Raw genomic sequence first — 19,161 nt, 5'->3', positions numbered from 1 at the left:
ACCTTACATTCGAAATATATTTTTCGGTAATTTATTCAGAAAAAATAAAAGCGGGTTGAAAACAAGGCCCGCTTTTATTTTAATGTATATAATGTTATCTCTTATCTAAAGGGATAAATGGTTGTTTCTCAGATACATTTTTATAGGCGGGACGTATTATTCTTTTACTGTCGAAATTTAATTCTTCGATACGGTGAGCAGTCCATCCGGTGATACGAGACATGGCAAAAAGAGGGGTATAAACTTCTTTGGGAAGCCCTATCATTTCGTAAACAAAACCGGAATAGAAATCGACATTGGCGCATACTCTTTTTTTAACGAGATTGCCTTTGAAATTCATGAAAGTTTCTATTGCTCTTTCTTCAATTAATTCAAGAAAGGCAAATTCTTTCTCAAGTCCTTTTTCTTTAGCCAATTCACGCGCCCATTTTTTCAAAAGAAGTGCTCTCGGATCGGAAATCGTATATACTGCATGTCCGATACCATATATTTTCCCGGTTCGGTTATAGGCATCTTTTTTAAGAATTTTCATTAGATATGCATCTATTTCGTCTTTATCGTTCCAATTTTTTATAGCGCCTTGCAAGTGATGGAACATATCTATAACTCGTAAATTCGCTCCTCCGTGTAACGGACCTTTTAAGGAACCTATGCCGGCGGCAATAGATGAATATGTATCAGTTCCCGACGAACTGGTAACCCTAACTGTAAAGGTCGAGTTATTTCCTCCTCCGTGGTCAGCATGCAACATAAGGGAGAGATCGAGGACTTTTGCTTCGATAGGTGTATATTGGCCTTTAAGCATGAAAAGGAAATTTTCTGCAATCGAGAGATTTTCTTTCGGATGTCTTATGTGCAATGAGCGGCCTTGTTGGCTATGTCTTAAAATATTATAGGCATAAGAAATAATTGTAGGAAATTTGGCGATTAGATCGATGGACTGTCGCATAAGATTATCTCGGGATGTATCGTCTGGGTTCGGATCGAAAGTGTACATTTCCAAAACGCTACGAGCCAGAATATTCATAATGTTATGTCCTTCCAGATCGAGAATATTCATCGTTGTTTTTTGCTCGAGAGGCATGGCTTGATTAATAAGTCGCTTAAATGCTTCGAGTTCTTCTTTATCAGGCAAAAATCCGGCCAATAACAGGAAAGCGGTTTCTTCGAAGCCGAAGCGATTTTCTTTTTCGATTCCGTTTACCAAATCGTTAATGTTGATTCCGCGATAGACGAGTTTTCCTGGAATCGCTTTCAGTCCGTTTTCCTGGCGTTCATATCCTACGACATCTCCGATCTTTGTGAGTCCTACCAATACACCCGAATGATCTTCGTTTCGGAGTCCTCTTTTAACATTATGTTTAATAAAAAGGTCGTTATCTATATGACTTGTCGTTTTTATAGATTCTGAAAGTTTGTATACCATATATTCGTCCTTCATCTTTTTCCTGTCTTAAAAATTAATAATTAATTTAATTCAGATTCTTTATTAAAGTATCTTTAAATTCACGGGTCCCCAAGGCTGTTGCATTAGTCATAAAACGGGCAATGTCTATTGTTGCTGTATGGGAACCGAATGTCTTTTCGATAGCAGCAATGATCATATCAGCCGCTTTTTGCCACCCTATGTACTCGAGCATCATTACGCCAGATAATAATAGAGAACAGGGGTTTACTTTATTTTTGCCGGCGATGTTGGGTGCTGTTCCGTGAGTGGCTTCAAATATAGCATGTCCGGTAACGTAATTTATATTGGCTCCCGGGGCAATACCTATTCCTCCGACCATTGCGGCAAGTTGGTCTGATATATAATCTCCGTTCAGATTAAGAGTGGCGATAACAGAATACTCTTCAGGAATTAATAATGTATTTTGCAAAAATGCGTCTGCAATTACGTCTTTTATAATGATTAGTCCTTTTTCTTTTGCTTTCTGCAAAGCCTCTTCGGCGTATTCTTCTCCTTTTTCTTTTTTTATCGTATCATATTGCATCATAGTGAATACACGGTCACCAAATTCTCTTTCAGCAAGTGCGTATCCCCAGAGTTTAAAACCTCCTTCGGTAAATTTCATAATATTTCCTTTGTGTACGAGGGTTACCGAAGGTAAATTATGTTGGATTGCGTAAAGTATTGCCGCACGTATTAAGCGCTCGCTTCCTTCAAGTGAAACCGGTTTTATTCCGAAAGAAGATGTGTGCGGAAATCTTATTTTTATTACATTCATTTCTTTTTGTAAAAATTGCAATACTTTTTTGGCTTCGGGTGTTCCTTGCATCCATTCGATACCGGCATAAATATCTTCTGTATTCTCACGAAATATATGCATGTCGACTTTCTGTGGCTCTTTAACCGGAGAAACTACTCCTTTAAACCAGCGTACTGGGCGTAGGCATACAAATAAATCGAGTTCCTGGCGTAACGCGACGTTTAATGATCTTATTCCTCCACCTACCGGAGTGGTCAATGGTCCTTTGATTCCGACAAGATATTCCCTAAATGCCGTCATTGTATCATCGGGTAGCCATTCTCCGTATTTTTCGAATGCTTTTTCACCGGCAAGAACTTCTTTCCATTCTATCCTTTTTTGTCCGTTATAGGCTTTTTTAATGGCCTCGTTAATGACTTCTTGAGCGACTGGTGTAATTTCTGCTCCTACGCCGTCTCCTTCTATAAAAGGGATCGTTATATGGTCGGGCACGATTAATTTCCCGTTTTCCGTTTTTAGTTTAGCCATGACTTATTTTTTCAATTTAGATAAGTAATTCAATGCGCTCCCAGCTTTAAACCACTCTATTTGTAAATCATTGTAAGTATGTATAGCTTCAATGGTTTCTTTTGTCCCATTACTGTGTTTGATGATGATTAAAAGGTTCTTGCCGGGTGCAAAATTTTCGAGACCTTTTATTGTGAAACGATCATCTTCTTTTATTTTGTCATAATCGTTTTTATTTGCGAAAGTAAGTGCCAGCATGCCTTGTTTTTTCAGATTTGTTTCATGAATTCTGGCAAAAGATTTTGCTAAAATAACTTTTACGTTCAAGAATCGAGGCTCAAGAGCGGCATGTTCACGAGACGATCCTTCACCGTAATTTTCTTCTGCAACAACGATCGTTGATATCCCTTTATTCTTGTACGCTTTTGCAACTGCCGATACCGTATCATAGTTTCCGTTTTCCTGATTTAATACAGAATTGGTTTTGTTATTGAAACTGTTTATCGCACCCATAAGCATATTTTCGGATATGTTTTCGAGATGGCCTCTGAAACGAAGCCAGGGGCCGGCCATCGATATATGATCGGTCGTACATTTACCCATAACTTTCAGTAATAGAGGCATGTCGGAAAAGTCATTTATGGAAAGGGGTAGAAAAGGAGTTAAAATCTGTAACCGTTGAGATGTCGGATCGATATGAATACTTATATTTTTTCCATTCCCGGCTGGTGGTAAATAACCTGCGTTTTCGACTTCAAAACCTTTTATAGGTAAAGATTCGCCTTGAGGTTCCTCGAGCAGTACAGCTTCGCCATTTTCATTAATCAGGGAATCAGTCAGTGGGTTGAAACATAGGTCGCCTGCGATGGTCAATGCTGTTACTATTTCGGGTGATGCAATAAAAGCATGGGTGTTGGGATTTCCATCGGCTCTTTTGGCAAAATTCCGGTTAAAGGAAGTAAGAATTGAGTTTCTTTTTTCCGGATCGTCGGTATGGCGCTTCCACTGACCGATACACGGGCCGCAAGCATTTGTCATGATTGTTCCGCCGATCGCTTTAAAATCATCAATAATACCATCGCGTTCTGTGGTATATCGTATTTGTTCAGAACCAGGGTTGACAATAAATTCGGCTTTTACCTTTAATCCTTTTTTTATGGCCTGCCGGGCTATGGATGCAGCTCGGCTCATGTCCTGATAAGAAGAATTCGTACAAGATCCGATGAGGCCTACTTCCATTTTACGAGGATATCCTTTTTCTTTTACGATTTTAGCAAATTCCGAGATGGGTTGTGCGGCATCCGGAGTAAAAGGTCCGTTGATGTAAGGTTCGAGAGTCGAAAGGTCGATTTCTATTATCCTGTCATAGTATTTTTCGGGGACGGTATAAACTTCTTTATCCGCTTTCAGGTAATCTGCAATCTTTTTCGCAGCTTCAGCAACCTCACTTCTTCCGGTAGCTTTTAGGTAGCTTTCCATCTCAGAGTCGTAAGGAAAGAGAGAGGTCGTGGCGCCTACTTCGGCTCCCATATTGCAGATTGTAGCTTTACCAGTAGCAGAAAGGGAAGAAGTTCCTTCGCCGAAATATTCGATGATTGCATTAGTACCCCCTTTTACGGTAAGAATTCCTGCAAGTCTCAGAATGACATCTTTGGGGGAAGTCCAACCATTGAGCTTTCCAGTAAGTTTTACGCCGATAAGTTTAGGCATTTTTAGTTCCCACGGAATTCCTGTCATTACGTCGACAGCGTCAGCACCTCCCACTCCTATGGCTATCATGCCGAGTCCACCTGCATTTGGTGTGTGTGAATCGGTTCCTACCATCATTCCGCCGGGAAATGCATAATTTTCGAGTACAACCTGATGTATAATTCCAGCCCCCGGTTTCCAAAATCCGATTCCGTATTTATCGGAAACAGTTTGAAGAAAATCGTATACCTCTTTATTGGTCGATAAGGCTGCTTTTAAATCAGCGTCGGCGTTAATGTCAGCACGTATCAGATGGTCGCAATGTACCGAAGAGGGTACGGCCACTTGATCTTTTCCCGCTATCATAAATTGTAAAAGGGCCATTTGTGCGGTAGCATCTTGCATAGCCACTCGGTCGGGAGAAAAATTAACATAGTCGTTTCCTCTCTGATAGGACTGAATATTTATATTATCGTGTAAATGGGCATAAAGTATTTTTTCGGCATATGTCATCGGTCGGTTCAAAATCTTACGGGCTTTATCAACCCGTTTGTCGAAAGAGGAATATACCTCACGGATTATGTTTATATCGAACTTCATTTTAATAATATTTTTCGCAAAGATATAACAATATGGTAAAAATATCTTCGTTTTTTAGTATTATTTCTTTTATTTATAAGGGAAGTGGTTGAGAAAGTTTTTAAATTGTAAAGAAAATGCGACAAATTGTATATTTATTACATTTTGTCGCATTTAAAATATTTTTTATTTCCCGGTTTTATTCCGAAGGTCGTATTTCTTTAATCATAAGTTGCATGTTTGAGGCTCCGTTATGAGTATTTTCTTCGAGAGTATAACATATATCAAACGGTTTATGTGATTTGATATGGTCGTTATATTCGTGCATTCCAAAAGCAATGCCATTCATAATATTCTCTGACCGGCTATCGACCATTTCGAGTTTTAAATGTTCCAGTTCTCTTCCAACCAAACGACTTGTCCCATAATCGTAAACATTTTTAGTACAGAATATAGGGTTGGTATTTCCCGGTCCGAAAGGGTTGAACATTTTTAATGTTCGAAAAAAAGATGGAGTGATCTCGTTAAATTCGATATTGATATCGATGTCGAGTTGTGGAGACATCTGGGTCGGGAGAATATTTTCTGAAACATAAGACTCGAACCGGTTGATGAAATGAGGTATATTTTCTTCCTTTAAGGATAGACCGGCTGCATAGGTATGTCCTCCGAAATTTTCGAGAAGGTCACGGCAGTATTCAATAGCTTTATATATATCGAATCCCTGAACGGAACGAGCAGAACCTGTAACCAAACCATTGGAGTAGGTCAGTACGACAGCCGGTTTGTAATATAACTCAGTAAGGCGTGACGCAACGATTCCTATAATCCCTTTATGCCAATCGGCGTTATATATAACGATAGATTTGCGTTTGTCGAGATCTTTGCAATTTTTCAGAATAATTTCGTTTGCCTGGTTTGTGATTTGGCTGTCCAGTTTTTTCCGGTCTTCGTTATATTGGTTTATATTTTCGCTTTTTGCTTTAGCTCCTTCCATATCCTTACTGATGAGAAGGTCGACGGCTTCTTTCCCCGATTGCATACGCCCTGAAGCATTGATGCGAGGGCCGATTTTAAAGACGATATCACTTATTGTCAGTTCCCGGTTTTTTAGGCCGCATAAATGTATTATACTTTGTAAGCCAAGACTCGGACAAGTATTTAACTGTTTTAAGCCGTGATATGCGAGAATACGGTTTTCTCCTGTTATAGGAACAATGTCTGAGGCTATGCTTACTGCCATGAGATCGAGAAGCGGATACAAGTATTTTTTTATTTCGATGTCATTATTAATGGCAAACCCCTGCATAAATTTAAATCCGACACCACAACCCGAAAGATGAGAGTAGGGATATGCCGAGTCGGTGCGTTTCGGGTCGAGTACTGCAACAGCATCCGGTAAATCTTCATCTGGCATATGATGGTCACAAATAATAAAATCTATCCCTTTGCTTTTAGCATAAGCCACTTTTTCAATTGCTTTTATTCCGCAATCGAGAGCGATGATCAATTTAAAATCGTTTTCGGAGGCAAAGTCAATACTCTTTTTCGATATTCCATAACCTTCGTCATAACGATCGGGTATGTAATAATCGATATTGGAGTAGAAGTTTCTGAGAAACTTGTAAACCAATGCTACCGCTGTTGTTCCATCTACATCATAGTCTCCATAAATCAGTATCTTTTCTTTGCCACCCATGGCTCGATCTAGTCGCTCTACCGCCTTATCCATATCGTTCATGATAAAAGGATCGTGAAGATCGCTCAGTTGCGGGTGAAAGAATTTCTTAGCTTCTGTTATAGAAGTCACCCCTCGTTGGACCAAAAGTTCGCATAGAACGGGGCTTAAAGATAGTTCCCGGACTAATTTCTTTTTTATGGCGTCTTGTTCTGGTGAGAGAGGTAAGTAATTCCATTTACTTATCATTTATATGTTTTTTTATTTTTATCAAATTCTGGTCTTCCGGTTAAAAACCGAAAGATATAGGCCTATTGTTATGACCGTGCGGATATAAGTTATTGTCTTTACGGAAAATAGGTCGGGAAAGAAGTCTTACACATAGAAAAACTCCTGAAAGCTCTTTAACAGAGATGCTGTAAAGGTATAAAAACTGTTCTGAATTTGGGTCCGAAATTTTGATAAAAAATAAAAAACAGAAGGATTTGTCTCCTTTGTATTCGGACAAATCCTTTTGTAAATAATAGAAAATAATTTTATTTTTCGACTGGAATAAGATGCACATCCATTTGGGGAAAAGGTATATTGATACCTTGTTTGGTGAATTCTTTAAATACACGTTCGTTCATATCGAAATATACCGACCAATAATCAGCCGAATCTACCCAAACTCTGACTACAATATTTACCGAACTATCTCCCAGACTTGTTATGGCTATGGTATAGGCTGGTGTACGATGAATACGTTCATCACTATCGAGTAGGTGGGATATAATTTGTTTCGCTTTGTCATAATTGTCGTTGTAGCCGATACCGAACACCCAATCTACGCGGCGGCGCGGTTCTTTGGAGTAGTTATTGATAATGCCGGTAGATATTCCTCCATTGGGAACGATAATAGTTTTATTATCAGGAGTATTCAATATGGTATTGAATATCTGTATTTCTTTGACAGTTCCGCTTTGCCCTTGTGCTTCGATATAATCGCCAACACGGTATGGTTTAAACAATAAAACCATTACTCCACCGGCAAAATTTTGCAATGTTCCGCTCAGAGCCATACCGATAGCGATACCTGCTGATGCGAAAAGAGCAATGAAAGAAGATGTGTTTACTCCTAATATTCCGATAACGATAATAATAAGGATAAACATTAGAGTTATATTTATAAGACTTGCCAAAAAGGTGCGGAGAGATAAGTCTACATGTCTTTTTTCAAGAATATGCAATAGAACTTTTTTTAGTTTTTTCAGTATGATTCTTCCCAGCCAAAATACGGCAACAGCAATGGCGATACGTATACAACCGTGTATAATGCTGCTTATTGCTTGTTCGAGGAATTTGTCGAAAGACAAATCGGATGCTTTTGATAATTTGTCGAAAAAAGAAATTGTTTTTGTCGTGTCTGCTGCGACAGTCGGCAATGTAATCGGTGGAATTTGTAAAAAGGTCATAAGCATTAAGGTTTTGATGAAATATTATATATGAATTTTCCCCAATCGAGATTGAAATAAAAATCGTTTTTCTCATCTGTTAAAGGGATATAAGCACTTATTCCACAACAATGTTCAATATTCACATATCCATAAAATGGATCTCCGAATTTGGATGTATATCTTTTAGCAATAACTGTACGTGATAATTGGTCGCTAAACTCTTTATATTCTGGAGTAGTAACGGGTGCTATATGTGCAATATAATCGTCTAAGTCGAAAAAACTATTGTTTTTATATTGGAGTCTACCGAATTGTTGTATTTCGGATCGTTGTAGCATTGCTCTGTTTTCATTAAATTTAAGCATTATTCTCCGAGATATGCGGGCTAAAGAGTCTAATTCATCGCATTTTATTGCACTAACGGTACTATAAGGATATGTATAAGAAAGATAGTAATTGTATAAATCTTCACAGATGCCTTCGTAATCTATATTTTCTTCAAATAATCTGGGTATAAGAGTGTTATATGGATGTCCGGATGCCCATACCTCAGTGGGCGACCCAATGATATATTTCGCTTTGTTTCGTAATTGGTAAATTGTTTCGGCATTGGCCATATAGCAGGCATCGAAAAGAATAAATTGTAATTTATTATCTGGTATGGCTTCGGCAAGATCATCTATATTGATCCATGCGTTTCCATCGGTTCCGTATGCTCGGGTTATAGGAGTATTGGGATGGTATAAAAATGTCTTGAATGAAAGTGGATCGGATGATTCGTTAACCCATCCGCTGGCATGTCCCCAAAATATTATTCCGTATTCTTTTGCAGGGAAACGGTAATAGGCATCGTCGATTACTTCTTTAATACTATTTTTAGAAGCAGAATTACGATCGGAGTACTCTTTTATTATTAGTTTTTTAACATGATCATGATTGTCCTTTTTAATTTGTATCAATTGGGGGAAAGCATGAATACCGTCGATATAAACAAGGAGATTTCCCCCTTGTAATGCGTCGTTTTTGACGGCATTTAGCATAAGTTCAATATTATCTTCGCCGTATGGGTATAGATTATTATTCGCTAGCATATATACCAGTACCGTGCGTTGTTTTTCCCCGGTAGGTTGCTCTTTGGGTAATAAAGGAATTACTCCGTTATCTTCTTTATTACATGAGATGAGTAATGATAACAGAATGATAATGAATATTCCTAATCTGTATTTAATAATCTTTGCCATTTATTGAAATATTAATATGCAAATTAAAAAAATATATACGAGATAATTTTTTTTAAGAGTGTTTTTTAAGGAATAAAAACATGAAAATTAAATTTTCTTGGAGGGAAATATGTTATTTTGCTGTAAAAAAGGAATAAATGCAATTTAAAGGAATAAGTTTTATATTGTTGATGTTTATGACCTTAGGATGTTATGCTCAAAGTTATAACGATTGGGTCGATTCATCTTATGTATATATATCGAAAAAAGATTGGGTTTCAGCCGAAAAAGCTTTGTTGAGTGCGGTTCGGAAAGAACCTGCAAATCCTCAAAATTCGCTTTTATTGTCTAATTTGGGAACAGTACAACGAAGAATGGGAAAATTGGACGATGCCCTAAAATCTTACAATAATGCTTTGATGATTACGCCTCGGGCAGTAACACTGCTTAAAAACAGGGCGGCATTATATTCGGAAATGAATAGGATGGAAGATGCTTTGAAGGATTATGACAGGGTATTGATGTATGATGAAGATGAAGAAAATGCTTTATATCTACGTGGACTGTTGCGATTGGAACTTGGCGATACGGCCGCTTGTAGAATAGATTTGGAAAGGTTATATAAATTGAATCCGCAGAGTACCGATGCCCGTATAGGAATGGCTACTTTATTAAAATGCAGGCACTATTATGATAATGCAATCGATTTATATAATCAGGTTATACGGGCAGAACCCGAGAATTCGGCTTATTATGTGGGTAGAGGAGAAGCCTATTATTATCTGAAAAAGTATAATAAAGCCGATGAAGATATTGCAAAAGCATTAAAACTCGATCCCGATGATCCTTTAATATATGTACTCAGGGCTAAGGTGAAAATTGCCAGATACGATAAGGAAGATGCTGCTCTGGACCTTAAAAAAGCAGTTTCGTTGGGATTTGATAAAAACGAGGCTCAAAATATACTTAAAGCGGGGGTGGAGTTATAATAGCAATTTTTTATCGTAATATATTAAGACATATACTGAAAAATGTATATATTTGTGAGATGTTTGATTTGATAGATCATATCGAATTTTTATTGGCAAAACACGATTGTGTTGTTGTTCCTGATTTAGGTGGTTTTGTCGTACAATATCGCCATGCGGCTTTTTCGACAGATAAAAAAACAATATTGCCGCCAAGGAGGAGTGTCTCTTTCAATGCGGAATTATCTCATAATGACGGTTTGTTGGCAACATCGGTGATGTCTTATACAAATAAGTCTTATTCTCAATCGGTCTCTCATATTAAGGAACAAGTAGAGATATTGAAAAAATCGATAAAAGATTCTGTTGAAGGATTTGAATTTGGTGATTTAGGATTATTCTATCACACACCTGAAGGTTCTTTCGAGTTTAAGCCAAAAGATGTAGGCTGCAAAATATCTCCACAATTGTTTGGCTTGGATACATTGAATTTTCCTCCTTTGGTTAAATTGCAGGAAAATAAGGACGATGGAAATTCAACGGTACGTAAGGCCGATACAATTTATATACCGTTAAGTAAAGGATTTTTTAAACGAATTTCTGCTGTAGTTGCAGTCGTTATCGTTATTATGCTTATTGCGACTCCTATCCATAAGCAACAGGTTCCGGTTGATTATGCAGGGCTTGTATCTTCTGAATTATTGGATAATGTAACTGGTAACGGTTATGAAGATAATAGCACATCGTTAGATATTTCTACAGATTATGTTGATGAGGGAAATCGGGAAAATGCCATACATGGAATTACAAATAAGGAAAATCAGGATTTTAATTTGCAAGAGGTAAAATGTCCTCGTTATTATATCATTGTTGCGACATTACCATCTCATAAAGCTGCAGAAAAACAGCTTGATAATTTGAGAAAAGCCGGTTATACACAGGATATAAAAATACATGATACGGCTAATAAAGCCCGTCTTTATCTTGAATCTTTTTCCGACAAGGAGGAAGCGCAAATGTATTTGCGTAAAATACAATCTGAAACTTTTTTTACCGATGCTTGGATTCTTTCTGAGCATAGCAAAATAAAATAATCTTATATTCTTTTTTTATTATAGAACTGTTATAACTTGAAATATCGGGTTATGGACGGTTCTTTTTTTATTAAAAAAAAGTTACTATTTAAATTCAATATAAATAATTCTTTCTTATTTGTTATGTAGAATGAGAATAAATAATGATCTTTGCAGCATTAAAGAAAAATGGTAATAGAAAGATTATTTATGCGATTATCTGATTTACAAACTGGAGAAAGTGCGATTGTTGTAAAAGTTCTGGGGCATGGTGCATTCAGAAAGAGGATAATGGAAATGGGATTTGTAAGGGGGAAAAAAGTAGAAATTTTATTGAATGCTCCTTTAAAAGATCCCATAAAATATAAGATAATGGGATATGAGGTTTCGTTACGACGCAGTGAAGCTCAGATGATAGAGGTAGTAGCTATGGATGAAATCTTGAAAGATACATCGGCTCCCGAAACCCCGCATACGATCATAGATGAAGAGACGATTCGTGAAATTATCGATAAATCGGCTCGAACCATAAATATCGCTCTTGTCGGTAATCCTAATTGTGGAAAAACTTCATTATTCAATATTGCATCCGGTGCGCATGAACATGTGGGGAATTATGGCGGAGTTACGGTTGATGCAAAACAAGGATATTTCCATTATAAGGGATATAATTTCAATATATATGATTTACCAGGGACATATTCCCTTTCGGCATATACTCCTGAAGAAATTTATGTAAGGCGTCATTTGATAAACGAAACTCCCGATATTATCGTTAATGTTGTTGTGGCTTCAAATCTCGAGCGGAATCTATATCTTACGACAGAACTGATCGATATGGATTTAAGCATGGTGATCGCTTTAAATATGTATGACGAATTGGAGAATGCGGGCAGCATTCTCGATTATAAAACTCTTGGAGGTATGATCGGGGTGCCTATTGTTCCTACGATATCGAAGACGGGATGGGGAATCGAAAATCTATTCGATACGATAATAAAAGTGTATGAAGGGGAAGACCCGATCGTTCGGCACATACATATAAATCATGGTTCTGTAATAGAATCGGGCATTACTGTAATAAAAGATGAGTTAAAAACAGATCCGAAAATACAAAAGTATTTTTCACCCCGATATTTGGCGATAAAAATGCTCGAGAAAGACCGGGAGGCCGAGGTATTTTTACATAAAGAGGTGAATTATGATAAATGGGCCGCTTTGCGGGATAAAGAAGTTGAGCGTATTGAGGATACATTGGGTGAAGATGTAGAGTCGGCAATTGCCAACGAAAAATACGGTTTTATTTCAGGGGCGTTAAAAGAGACTCTTACTCCCGGAAATAAAGAAACGGCTAATACGACCCATTTAATTGATGCTTTAGTTACAAATAAACTTTTTGGCTTTCCTATTTTTATATTTATTATGTGGCTTATGTTTGAAGCTACATTTACTTTAGGAGCTTATCCGATGGCGTGGATAGAAAATGGGGTCGCCTATATCTCTAATCTGGTTCAGCAATGGATGGCTCCCGGTCCTTTAAAAGATTTGATAATCGATGGTGTATTAGGCGGAGTAGGGGGCGTTATTGTTTTTTTGCCCAACATACTTATTCTCTATTTCTTCATTTCCTTTATGGAGGATTCGGGCTACATGGCACGTGCAGCATTTATAATGGATAGAATTATGCATCGTATCGGATTGCACGGAAAGTCGTTTATTCCTCTGGTAATGGGATTCGGGTGTAATGTGCCGGCTATAATGGCCTGTCGTACGATCGAGAGTCGCAGCAGCCGTCTAATAACGATTCTCATCAATCCGTTTATGTCATGTAGTGCTCGTATACCCATATATATATTGCTTATCGGAACATTTTTCCCGAATAATCAAAGTCTTGTTTTTCTTTCTCTTTATTTAGGGGGAATAGTATTGGCGATTATCACGGCAAAGTTATTGCGAAAGTTTATGTTTAAAAAAGATGAGACCCCATTCGTAATGGAGTTGCCTCCATATCGTTTACCAACTGCCAAGGCTACGGTTCGGCATATGTGGGGTAAAGCAGAGCAATATTTGCGTAAAATGGGAGGACTCATTTTGTTTGCTTCGATCATTGTTTGGTTTTTGAGTTATTATCCCAGAACCGAAGTACATGACTCCAAAAATGTTTCTACCGAAGAAAGTTTGCAGCAGCAACGAGACTCTTATATAGGGAAAATAGGCAGTTTTATAGAACCGGTTCTCGAGCCGCTCGGTTTCAACTGGAAGGTTAGTATCGCTCTTATATCAGGAACAGCAGCAAAAGAGCTTATTGTAAGTACGATCGGAGTTTTATATTCAGAGAATAATGCTGATGAAAATTCGGTAGCGCTCTCAGAAAAACTTAAAATGCCAGATCCGCAAACGGGAAAACCGGATTTTACCCCTCTTATTTCTATAAGTTTCATGGTATTTGTATTGCTATATTTCCCTTGTTTGGCTTCTATTGCAGCAATTGTTCGGGAATCGGGAAGTTGGAAATGGGGAGTATTTTCTATTGTGTACAATACTGGGATCGCATGGATTTGTGCTTTCATTGTATATAATGTTGGAAAAATGTTTGTTTAATATTTAGAGAAAAATAAAAATGTTTCAGAATATTATCGTTGCTGTAATCGGAATTTTTGTATTCTCGTATCTGATATATCGTATTGTACGTATTTACAGAAAAAAAGAATATAAAAATTCTTGTGGAAGTTGTTCTTGTTGTTCGGGTAATAAAGTTGAAAAACGGTTGGGTAAGACTCTGTCATGTTGTTGTGAAAGAGAAAAGGATGAAAAAAAGTTTAAGGATACTTTGGGAAAATAAAAAAATAAATTACCTTTGCATTCGCAAACCCAAAAATAGGGTTCCTTGGCCGAGTGGCTAGGCACCGGTCTGCAAAACCGTTTACGGCGGTTCGAATCCGCCAGGAACCTCTAAAAACCTTGTAACTAACTGAATTTCAGTATATGGTTACAAGGTTTTTTGCTTTTAGGATTAAAAAGAGGATTAAAACCAATGATTCTCCTGTGATTTAAGGGGTTTTCGAGAGGTATATCGTAAAAACAAGATTTTATAATTACTTTTGTATTGGATATAAATAACCCCATTAAATACGCTAAGGTATGAAACCGATATTCAACGAAGAGCAACAAAAAAAGGCTGCTTTCATTTTGGAGAATCCTCTATCCAAGCTATCTGAACTTTATTCCAATGAAATAAAGGACTTGGCAGTCGTTTGGTGCTACTATTCGGGCAAGATAGAAGGCAATACGTATACCTACGTTGAAACAGAAGCATTACTCAAAGATGGCATTACTTCGGAGAAACGGTACGAAGATGCCAAGATGCTTAAAAACCTCTACAACACGTTCATCTCTGAATTAGAATATATCCATAAAGAAAAAAATCAAGAGATTATAGACGAACGCACTCTTTTTAGAGTACATCAATCTATTTCTACGGGATTAGTATCTAACGAAGAATCGGGTTCATTACGAGCACGAGCAGTTCGTATTAGCGGAACGGATTATATTCCTCCCAAGAATCAGCAAGAAATAGAAAGCAAGCTGAATGAAATTCTTTTTCAGCAGGGCGAATATACCAATCCTTTAGAGAAGGCGATCTATTTGCATTGTAATCTTGCTCGTCTACAACCTTTCATTGACGGAAATAAACGGACGGCAAGGATGATAGAGAGCATTGTCTTGATGAATGCTGGCATCATTCCCGTATATTCTTCCAAAGATTCAGATATTCTGAATTACAGAAGAGGCTTAATCGCTTTTTATGAAACCGAAGATTATAGTAATTATGCCGACTATTTTTTAAATAGACAGATAGAACGAATGAAAGAAATTGAATAGTTTTTATTTTCCTATTTCTGCTTTTCCAAAGAGCATCTTATTAACCCTACGGTTTGTGTTGTCATTTATTCCGCACGAGCGGATTGGAATATTTCTTTAAAAAAAGAATAGGCGTAAAAAAGGGTTTATTTCTTTGGTTTTATCTTTATCAGATCGACAATATAAATACCTTCTTCTTGCTGGGGCCGATGCTTCTCTCCGGGTTTTGACATCAAATCAGGGGGGATATATAGTTTTATACGTCCGTTTTCCCCGATTAGTTGTAATCCTTCTGCCATACCTGTAGGAATCTCTTTGTATGTAACTTCGACCCGGTATTTCATTGTTCCCGTTTTTGTCATTGTCGATGGAACAGGTACACCTGAACGTAATAACTTTTCCCACTCGATAACATAAGTAATGTCTTTGTTATCCGGTCGAATTACATTCCCCGGCTTTAAAATCTCATATATCAAGCCAGATTTGCTTCGGGTAAGGTTTGTATTTTCTTTTAAAGTGTTTTCGAGAAAAATTACCGATTCGTGTTGCGCAATTTTTATCAACTCAGGAGGAAGTTCATCGAGAATAAAAATATTGGATTCTCGGTCTGTTTTATTCATTTTAATTTCGTCTTGAGCGTTTTCTTTACTAACCTTGCTGGTGGTGACATGGATAGTGGTTTTAACAACCGGATATAAGATGAACGACAACGCCGCAATATTCAATATCAGCAGAATATAATTACCTATACACCGTTTTCTTTTGAGAGATTTTGCAGTAAAAACGGTAGATACGATTAATAAACAGATAATTACGATTACAACAAAAAATATTCCCGGGAAATTCAGTATTGCTTTTAAAAATAAAATAACTGCCGCTGCGAACAGACAAATAAAAGAGATAAGAGTTGGTTTATGTTTCATCTTATTCTATCTTACTTCGAAATTCAATCGATATTGAAACCGGTATCCGTCACTCATCCGTTGACCTAACAGTCTTTTGCGTTCGGCTTCGATTATGCTATTGGAGAATCCGATAATTTTAACTTCCTTAACTTTTTTCTCATCGACAGTGATCAGCAAACCACAATTCTCCCCTTTTTTCAATGCCCGATATAATTGCGATAATTCTTTTTGGTTATCCGGATATATATCTTTGTAAAAGTTGAATTCAGGAAAGCAACCCATACAGGCCCCTGCACAATAAGGGTCGGCGTGATTACCATCATCATTCCAGATGGGTAAACATTCGCCATAGAATACTCTTTTCGGTATTTCATGTATATTATCGATCTCTATTATCGATATTTTATTGTCATATATTTTTTCGTACAGCACAGCAGAGCTATAGTACGATCTGGGTGTAAATTGAATTCGAATGTGTTTTTTATTCGCGATGTCCTTCATCGGTAGTTCCACGAGTTCGTATCCTACGGCATGAATCAATAATTTATCTCCGTGTTCGATCGTATCGGGAATAGTGACGACTTCACTTTCTCCGAAACGGACTAATCCTAAAAAATTGTTGTCGTTTCCCTGAAACTTTCGATATGAATAATTCTTATTTTCCATTAGAGGTGAATAATAATAAATTTCGGCCCATTCGGGAGTCGTGTTCGATATTTCGATCGTTATGTTTCTGGTAGGCGTTGAGTAAATTTCAACTTTTACGGGGTTATCCGGTAACATACGATAGTCAATCGTTTTAATCTCAACAGAGGCCCGGACATCCGGTGTTTCCTTTGCTTGCAAACCATAAAGAAACCAGGTAAATAATAAGCTTATTATAATTGTTGTTTTTTTCATATTTCTCAATTTCTGATTTTGTAAATTAACAAAAAATTATTGACATTTTTATACTATAAACTTGTTTATTCTCAATATCGATTATCCAGATGATGAGGTGATCCCGGTGAAAAATAGGCAGATCCTACCTATCTGTATTACGCGAATCATTAAAAAAGATTTTTAAAACTGTTTTTTTGATGCTTATTATCGAATAAATGATAAATTGACGCTCATAATTTTTTTTTTGAGAATAAGATTTTAAATTTGTTCATTCAAGCAATTTTTTCAAAAAAGAGTAGAGAGTAGTTTATTGTTTTGACTTTTAGATTTTAAGCTGTACTGCAGTTTATATCGTGTGTACTATGAAAGATAAAATAAAGAATTATCGTATAATACAGAAGTATATATTATTGCTGTTTTTATGCTTATTTAATTCTGTTGTTTATGGTAAGGAAGATCTTAAATCGATGTCTGATTTTTTGGATCAGATCATCGACAATAAAGAACAGTATACCCACAATAAGAATCAGGTTATTACAAGCTTAAAAAAGATATTAAATACTAAGCACTCGTCTTTGCGGTACGAGTATGAAATTAATTCGGAATTATATAAAGAATACCGGAAATTCAAACTCGATTCGGCTATATATTATGCGCGGAGAAATGTAGAAATTGCTAATCTTCTGAATGATAAAAATATTAAACATTTATCAGAAATAAAACTCGCGAGTGTTTATTCTTTTTCGGGAAAATTTTTAGAATCCGAAGAATTATTGAAAAATATACAGTCTAAAGATCTGCCGAAGCAGATTTTGGGAGATTATTATGAGGCATGTTCCCGGTTTTACGAACATTATGCGGCTGCGAGTAACCAACCTCAGTATAATCATCTTATCGAAATATACCGAGACTCTTTATTGGCTGTAATCGATACGGCATCTTTCAGGTATAAAATAAATATGGCACATAAAAGTATCAGCCGGGGACAGATAGATCAGTCGGAAAAAATATTATTCGGTTTACTTGAAACGCAGAGTCCCGATACTCCCGAATATGCACAGGTTACCCATTCTTTGGGTATGATATCGGGTATAAAAGGAGATCCTGAACAAGAGAAAAAATATTATATTTTGTCGGCCATTGCAGATATAAAAAACTCTATTAAAGAAAATGCCTCGTTCCGTAGTTTGGCTCTTATTTACTACAATAACGGGGATATTACCAGAGCGTTTAAATATGCCCAATCGGCAATAGAAGATGCCGTATTTTCTGGGGTGCAATTCCGTACGGCCCAGTTATCAGAATTTTATTCGATTATAAACGCCTCTTATCAGGCAAAAGAGGCAAAGACCAATAGTAAATTAAAGACATATCTTACCCTTATCAGCGTACTTTTGCTATTCCTTATTTTGCTGGTGTTGTATATTTATAAACAGATGAAAAGGCTTTCGGGTATAAAAGAAAAATTATTCGAGACCAATAAAAAATTATCCGGACTGAATAAGGAGTTGAACATTGCCAACGATATGTTACAAGAAAAAAATAATCAGTTATACGATGCCAATCATATCAAAGAACAGTATATCGCGCAGTTTTTTTATCTCTGTTCTTCTTATATCGATAAAATGGAGGAGAATCGGAAGTCATTGTATAAACTTGTTTTGAACAGGCAATATGAAGAGTTGCATAAAATGCTGAAATCGACCAATGTTTTCGAAAATGAGTTGGATGAATTATATTCTCATTTCGACAGTATATTTATCAGTTTGTACCCTACGTTTGTCGACGATTTTAATGCTTTGCTTGCTAAAGACGACCGGATTGTTTTGAAGTCGGGCGATATTTTAAATAAAGAATTGCGTATTTATGCTTTATTGCGTCTCGGTATTACCGATGGTGCCAAGATTGCCAGTTTCCTACGTTGTTCGATGAGTACGATTTATAATTATCGTACTAAGATCAGGAACAGAGCGGCCTGTGATCGCGACAGGTTCGAAGAGCGGGTGATGAGGATCGGTGTTTTACAACATAACGATGAATAGGATATAAGATGAAATGAAAGGAGAAGAACCATAAAAATGCATTCTATACAATCTACATTTTATACTATGTTTTTTAATATTAAATATATGATATATAATAATTTATTGTTTTTC

At 36.8% G+C, this 19,161-nt stretch carries 14 protein-coding genes and 1 tRNA gene; 7 read left to right on the top strand and 8 right to left on the bottom strand.

Annotated elements, in window-relative coordinates; translation table 11 throughout:
* Positions 1-94: 94 nt before the first annotated feature.
* From NMU02_RS06315 to NMU02_RS06290, 6 genes are all read right to left on the bottom strand, one after another.
* On the bottom strand, positions 95-1,441 hold the full coding sequence (locus NMU02_RS06315; protein ID WP_255026665.1) for a citrate/2-methylcitrate synthase: 1,347 nt from the start codon (positions 1,439-1,441) through the stop codon (positions 95-97).
* Positions 1,442-1,472: 31 nt separating this feature from the next.
* Positions 1,473-2,735 (bottom strand): NADP-dependent isocitrate dehydrogenase, encoded by a 1,263-nt coding sequence (icd, locus tag NMU02_RS06310; RefSeq protein ID WP_255026664.1) that lies wholly within the window; start codon positions 2,733-2,735, stop codon positions 1,473-1,475.
* Positions 2,736-2,738: 3 nt separating this feature from the next.
* On the bottom strand, positions 2,739-5,003 hold the full coding sequence (locus tag NMU02_RS06305; RefSeq protein ID WP_255026663.1) for an aconitate hydratase: 2,265 nt from the start codon (positions 5,001-5,003) through the stop codon (positions 2,739-2,741).
* 178 nt (positions 5,004-5,181) lie between these two features.
* Positions 5,182-6,909 (bottom strand): single-stranded-DNA-specific exonuclease RecJ, encoded by a 1,728-nt coding sequence (recJ, locus tag NMU02_RS06300; protein WP_255026662.1) that lies wholly within the window; start codon positions 6,907-6,909, stop codon positions 5,182-5,184.
* A gap of 287 nt (positions 6,910-7,196) precedes the next feature.
* A complete protein-coding gene (locus NMU02_RS06295) occupies positions 7,197-8,114 on the bottom strand; it encodes a mechanosensitive ion channel family protein (RefSeq protein ID WP_255026660.1) in 918 nt (305 codons plus the stop codon).
* Positions 8,115-8,119: 5 nt separating this feature from the next.
* The gene (locus tag NMU02_RS06290) at positions 8,120-9,337 is read right to left on the bottom strand and encodes a clostripain-related cysteine peptidase (RefSeq protein WP_255026659.1); all 1,218 of its coding nucleotides are present in this window, start codon (positions 9,335-9,337) and stop codon (positions 8,120-8,122) included.
* Between the two features lie 137 nt (positions 9,338-9,474).
* On the opposite strand from NMU02_RS06290, the gene NMU02_RS06285 reads away from it, so the two are divergent.
* The 6 genes from NMU02_RS06285 to NMU02_RS06260 all read left to right on the top strand — a co-directional run bounded on the left by NMU02_RS06285 (position 9,475) and on the right by NMU02_RS06260 (position 15,239).
* A complete protein-coding gene (locus tag NMU02_RS06285) occupies positions 9,475-10,305 on the top strand; it encodes a tetratricopeptide repeat protein (RefSeq protein WP_255026657.1) in 831 nt (276 codons plus the stop codon).
* Between the two features lie 59 nt (positions 10,306-10,364).
* A complete protein-coding gene (locus NMU02_RS06280) occupies positions 10,365-11,378 on the top strand; it encodes an HU domain-containing protein (protein ID WP_255026656.1) in 1,014 nt (337 codons plus the stop codon).
* Between the two features lie 189 nt (positions 11,379-11,567).
* Positions 11,568-13,958 (top strand): ferrous iron transport protein B, encoded by a 2,391-nt coding sequence (gene feoB / locus NMU02_RS06275; RefSeq protein WP_255026653.1) that lies wholly within the window; start codon positions 11,568-11,570, stop codon positions 13,956-13,958.
* Between the two features lie 19 nt (positions 13,959-13,977).
* Positions 13,978-14,199, top strand: coding sequence for a hypothetical protein (locus NMU02_RS06270; protein ID WP_255026652.1), 222 nt, complete (start codon positions 13,978-13,980; stop codon positions 14,197-14,199).
* Positions 14,200-14,238: 39 nt separating this feature from the next.
* A tRNA-Cys gene (locus tag NMU02_RS06265) sits at positions 14,239-14,309 on the top strand.
* 189 nt (positions 14,310-14,498) lie between these two features.
* The gene (locus NMU02_RS06260; RefSeq protein WP_255026650.1) at positions 14,499-15,239 is read left to right on the top strand and encodes a Fic family protein; all 741 of its coding nucleotides are present in this window, start codon (positions 14,499-14,501) and stop codon (positions 15,237-15,239) included.
* A gap of 125 nt (positions 15,240-15,364) precedes the next feature.
* On the opposite strand, the gene NMU02_RS06255 is transcribed toward NMU02_RS06260, so the two are convergent.
* Both NMU02_RS06255 and NMU02_RS06250 read right to left on the bottom strand, forming a co-directional pair.
* Entirely contained in the window at positions 15,365-16,141 is a 777-nt protein-coding gene (locus NMU02_RS06255) for an FKBP-type peptidyl-prolyl cis-trans isomerase (protein ID WP_255026649.1), read from the bottom strand.
* Positions 16,142-16,147: 6 nt separating this feature from the next.
* Positions 16,148-17,023 carry a hypothetical protein gene (locus NMU02_RS06250; protein WP_255026647.1) on the bottom strand — a complete coding sequence of 292 codons (876 nt, stop codon included), beginning with the start codon at positions 17,021-17,023 and terminating at the stop codon, positions 16,148-16,150.
* A 344-nt stretch (positions 17,024-17,367) separates the two neighbouring features.
* Between NMU02_RS06250 and susR the strand changes: the two genes are divergently transcribed.
* Positions 17,368-19,047 carry a SusR family glycan utilization regulator gene (gene susR / locus NMU02_RS06245; protein WP_255026645.1) on the top strand — a complete coding sequence of 560 codons (1,680 nt, stop codon included), beginning with the start codon at positions 17,368-17,370 and terminating at the stop codon, positions 19,045-19,047.
* The last annotated feature ends 114 nt before the right edge of the window (positions 19,048-19,161 follow it).

The sequence above is a fragment of the Coprobacter tertius genome (assembly GCF_024330105.1).
Taxonomy (GTDB): Bacteria; Bacteroidota; Bacteroidia; order Bacteroidales; family Coprobacteraceae; genus Coprobacter; species Coprobacter tertius.
Note: the sequence above shows the minus strand (reverse complement) of the source record. Positions and strands in the feature narration are given on the sequence as shown.

Coding starts and splice junctions, on each gene's coding strand:
- NMU02_RS06285 (WP_255026657.1), top strand. CDS start 9,475: ATGCAATTTAAAGGAATAAGTTTTATATTGTTGATGTTTATGACCTTA.
- NMU02_RS06255 (WP_255026649.1), bottom strand. CDS start 16,141: ATGAAACATAAACCAACTCTTATCTCTTTTATTTGTCTGTTCGCAGCG.
- icd (WP_255026664.1), bottom strand. CDS start 2,735: ATGGCTAAACTAAAAACGGAAAACGGGAAATTAATCGTGCCCGACCAT.
- susR (WP_255026645.1), top strand. CDS start 17,368: ATGAAAGATAAAATAAAGAATTATCGTATAATACAGAAGTATATATTA.
- NMU02_RS06280 (WP_255026656.1), top strand. CDS start 10,365: ATGTTTGATTTGATAGATCATATCGAATTTTTATTGGCAAAACACGAT.
- NMU02_RS06290 (WP_255026659.1), bottom strand. CDS start 9,337: ATGGCAAAGATTATTAAATACAGATTAGGAATATTCATTATCATTCTG.
- NMU02_RS06260 (WP_255026650.1), top strand. CDS start 14,499: ATGAAACCGATATTCAACGAAGAGCAACAAAAAAAGGCTGCTTTCATT.
- recJ (WP_255026662.1), bottom strand. CDS start 6,909: ATGATAAGTAAATGGAATTACTTACCTCTCTCACCAGAACAAGACGCC.
- NMU02_RS06250 (WP_255026647.1), bottom strand. CDS start 17,023: ATGAAAAAAACAACAATTATAATAAGCTTATTATTTACCTGGTTTCTT.
- NMU02_RS06270 (WP_255026652.1), top strand. CDS start 13,978: ATGTTTCAGAATATTATCGTTGCTGTAATCGGAATTTTTGTATTCTCG.
- feoB (WP_255026653.1), top strand. CDS start 11,568: ATGCGATTATCTGATTTACAAACTGGAGAAAGTGCGATTGTTGTAAAA.
- NMU02_RS06305 (WP_255026663.1), bottom strand. CDS start 5,003: ATGAAGTTCGATATAAACATAATCCGTGAGGTATATTCCTCTTTCGAC.
- NMU02_RS06295 (WP_255026660.1), bottom strand. CDS start 8,114: ATGACCTTTTTACAAATTCCACCGATTACATTGCCGACTGTCGCAGCA.
- NMU02_RS06315 (WP_255026665.1), bottom strand. CDS start 1,441: ATGAAGGACGAATATATGGTATACAAACTTTCAGAATCTATAAAAACG.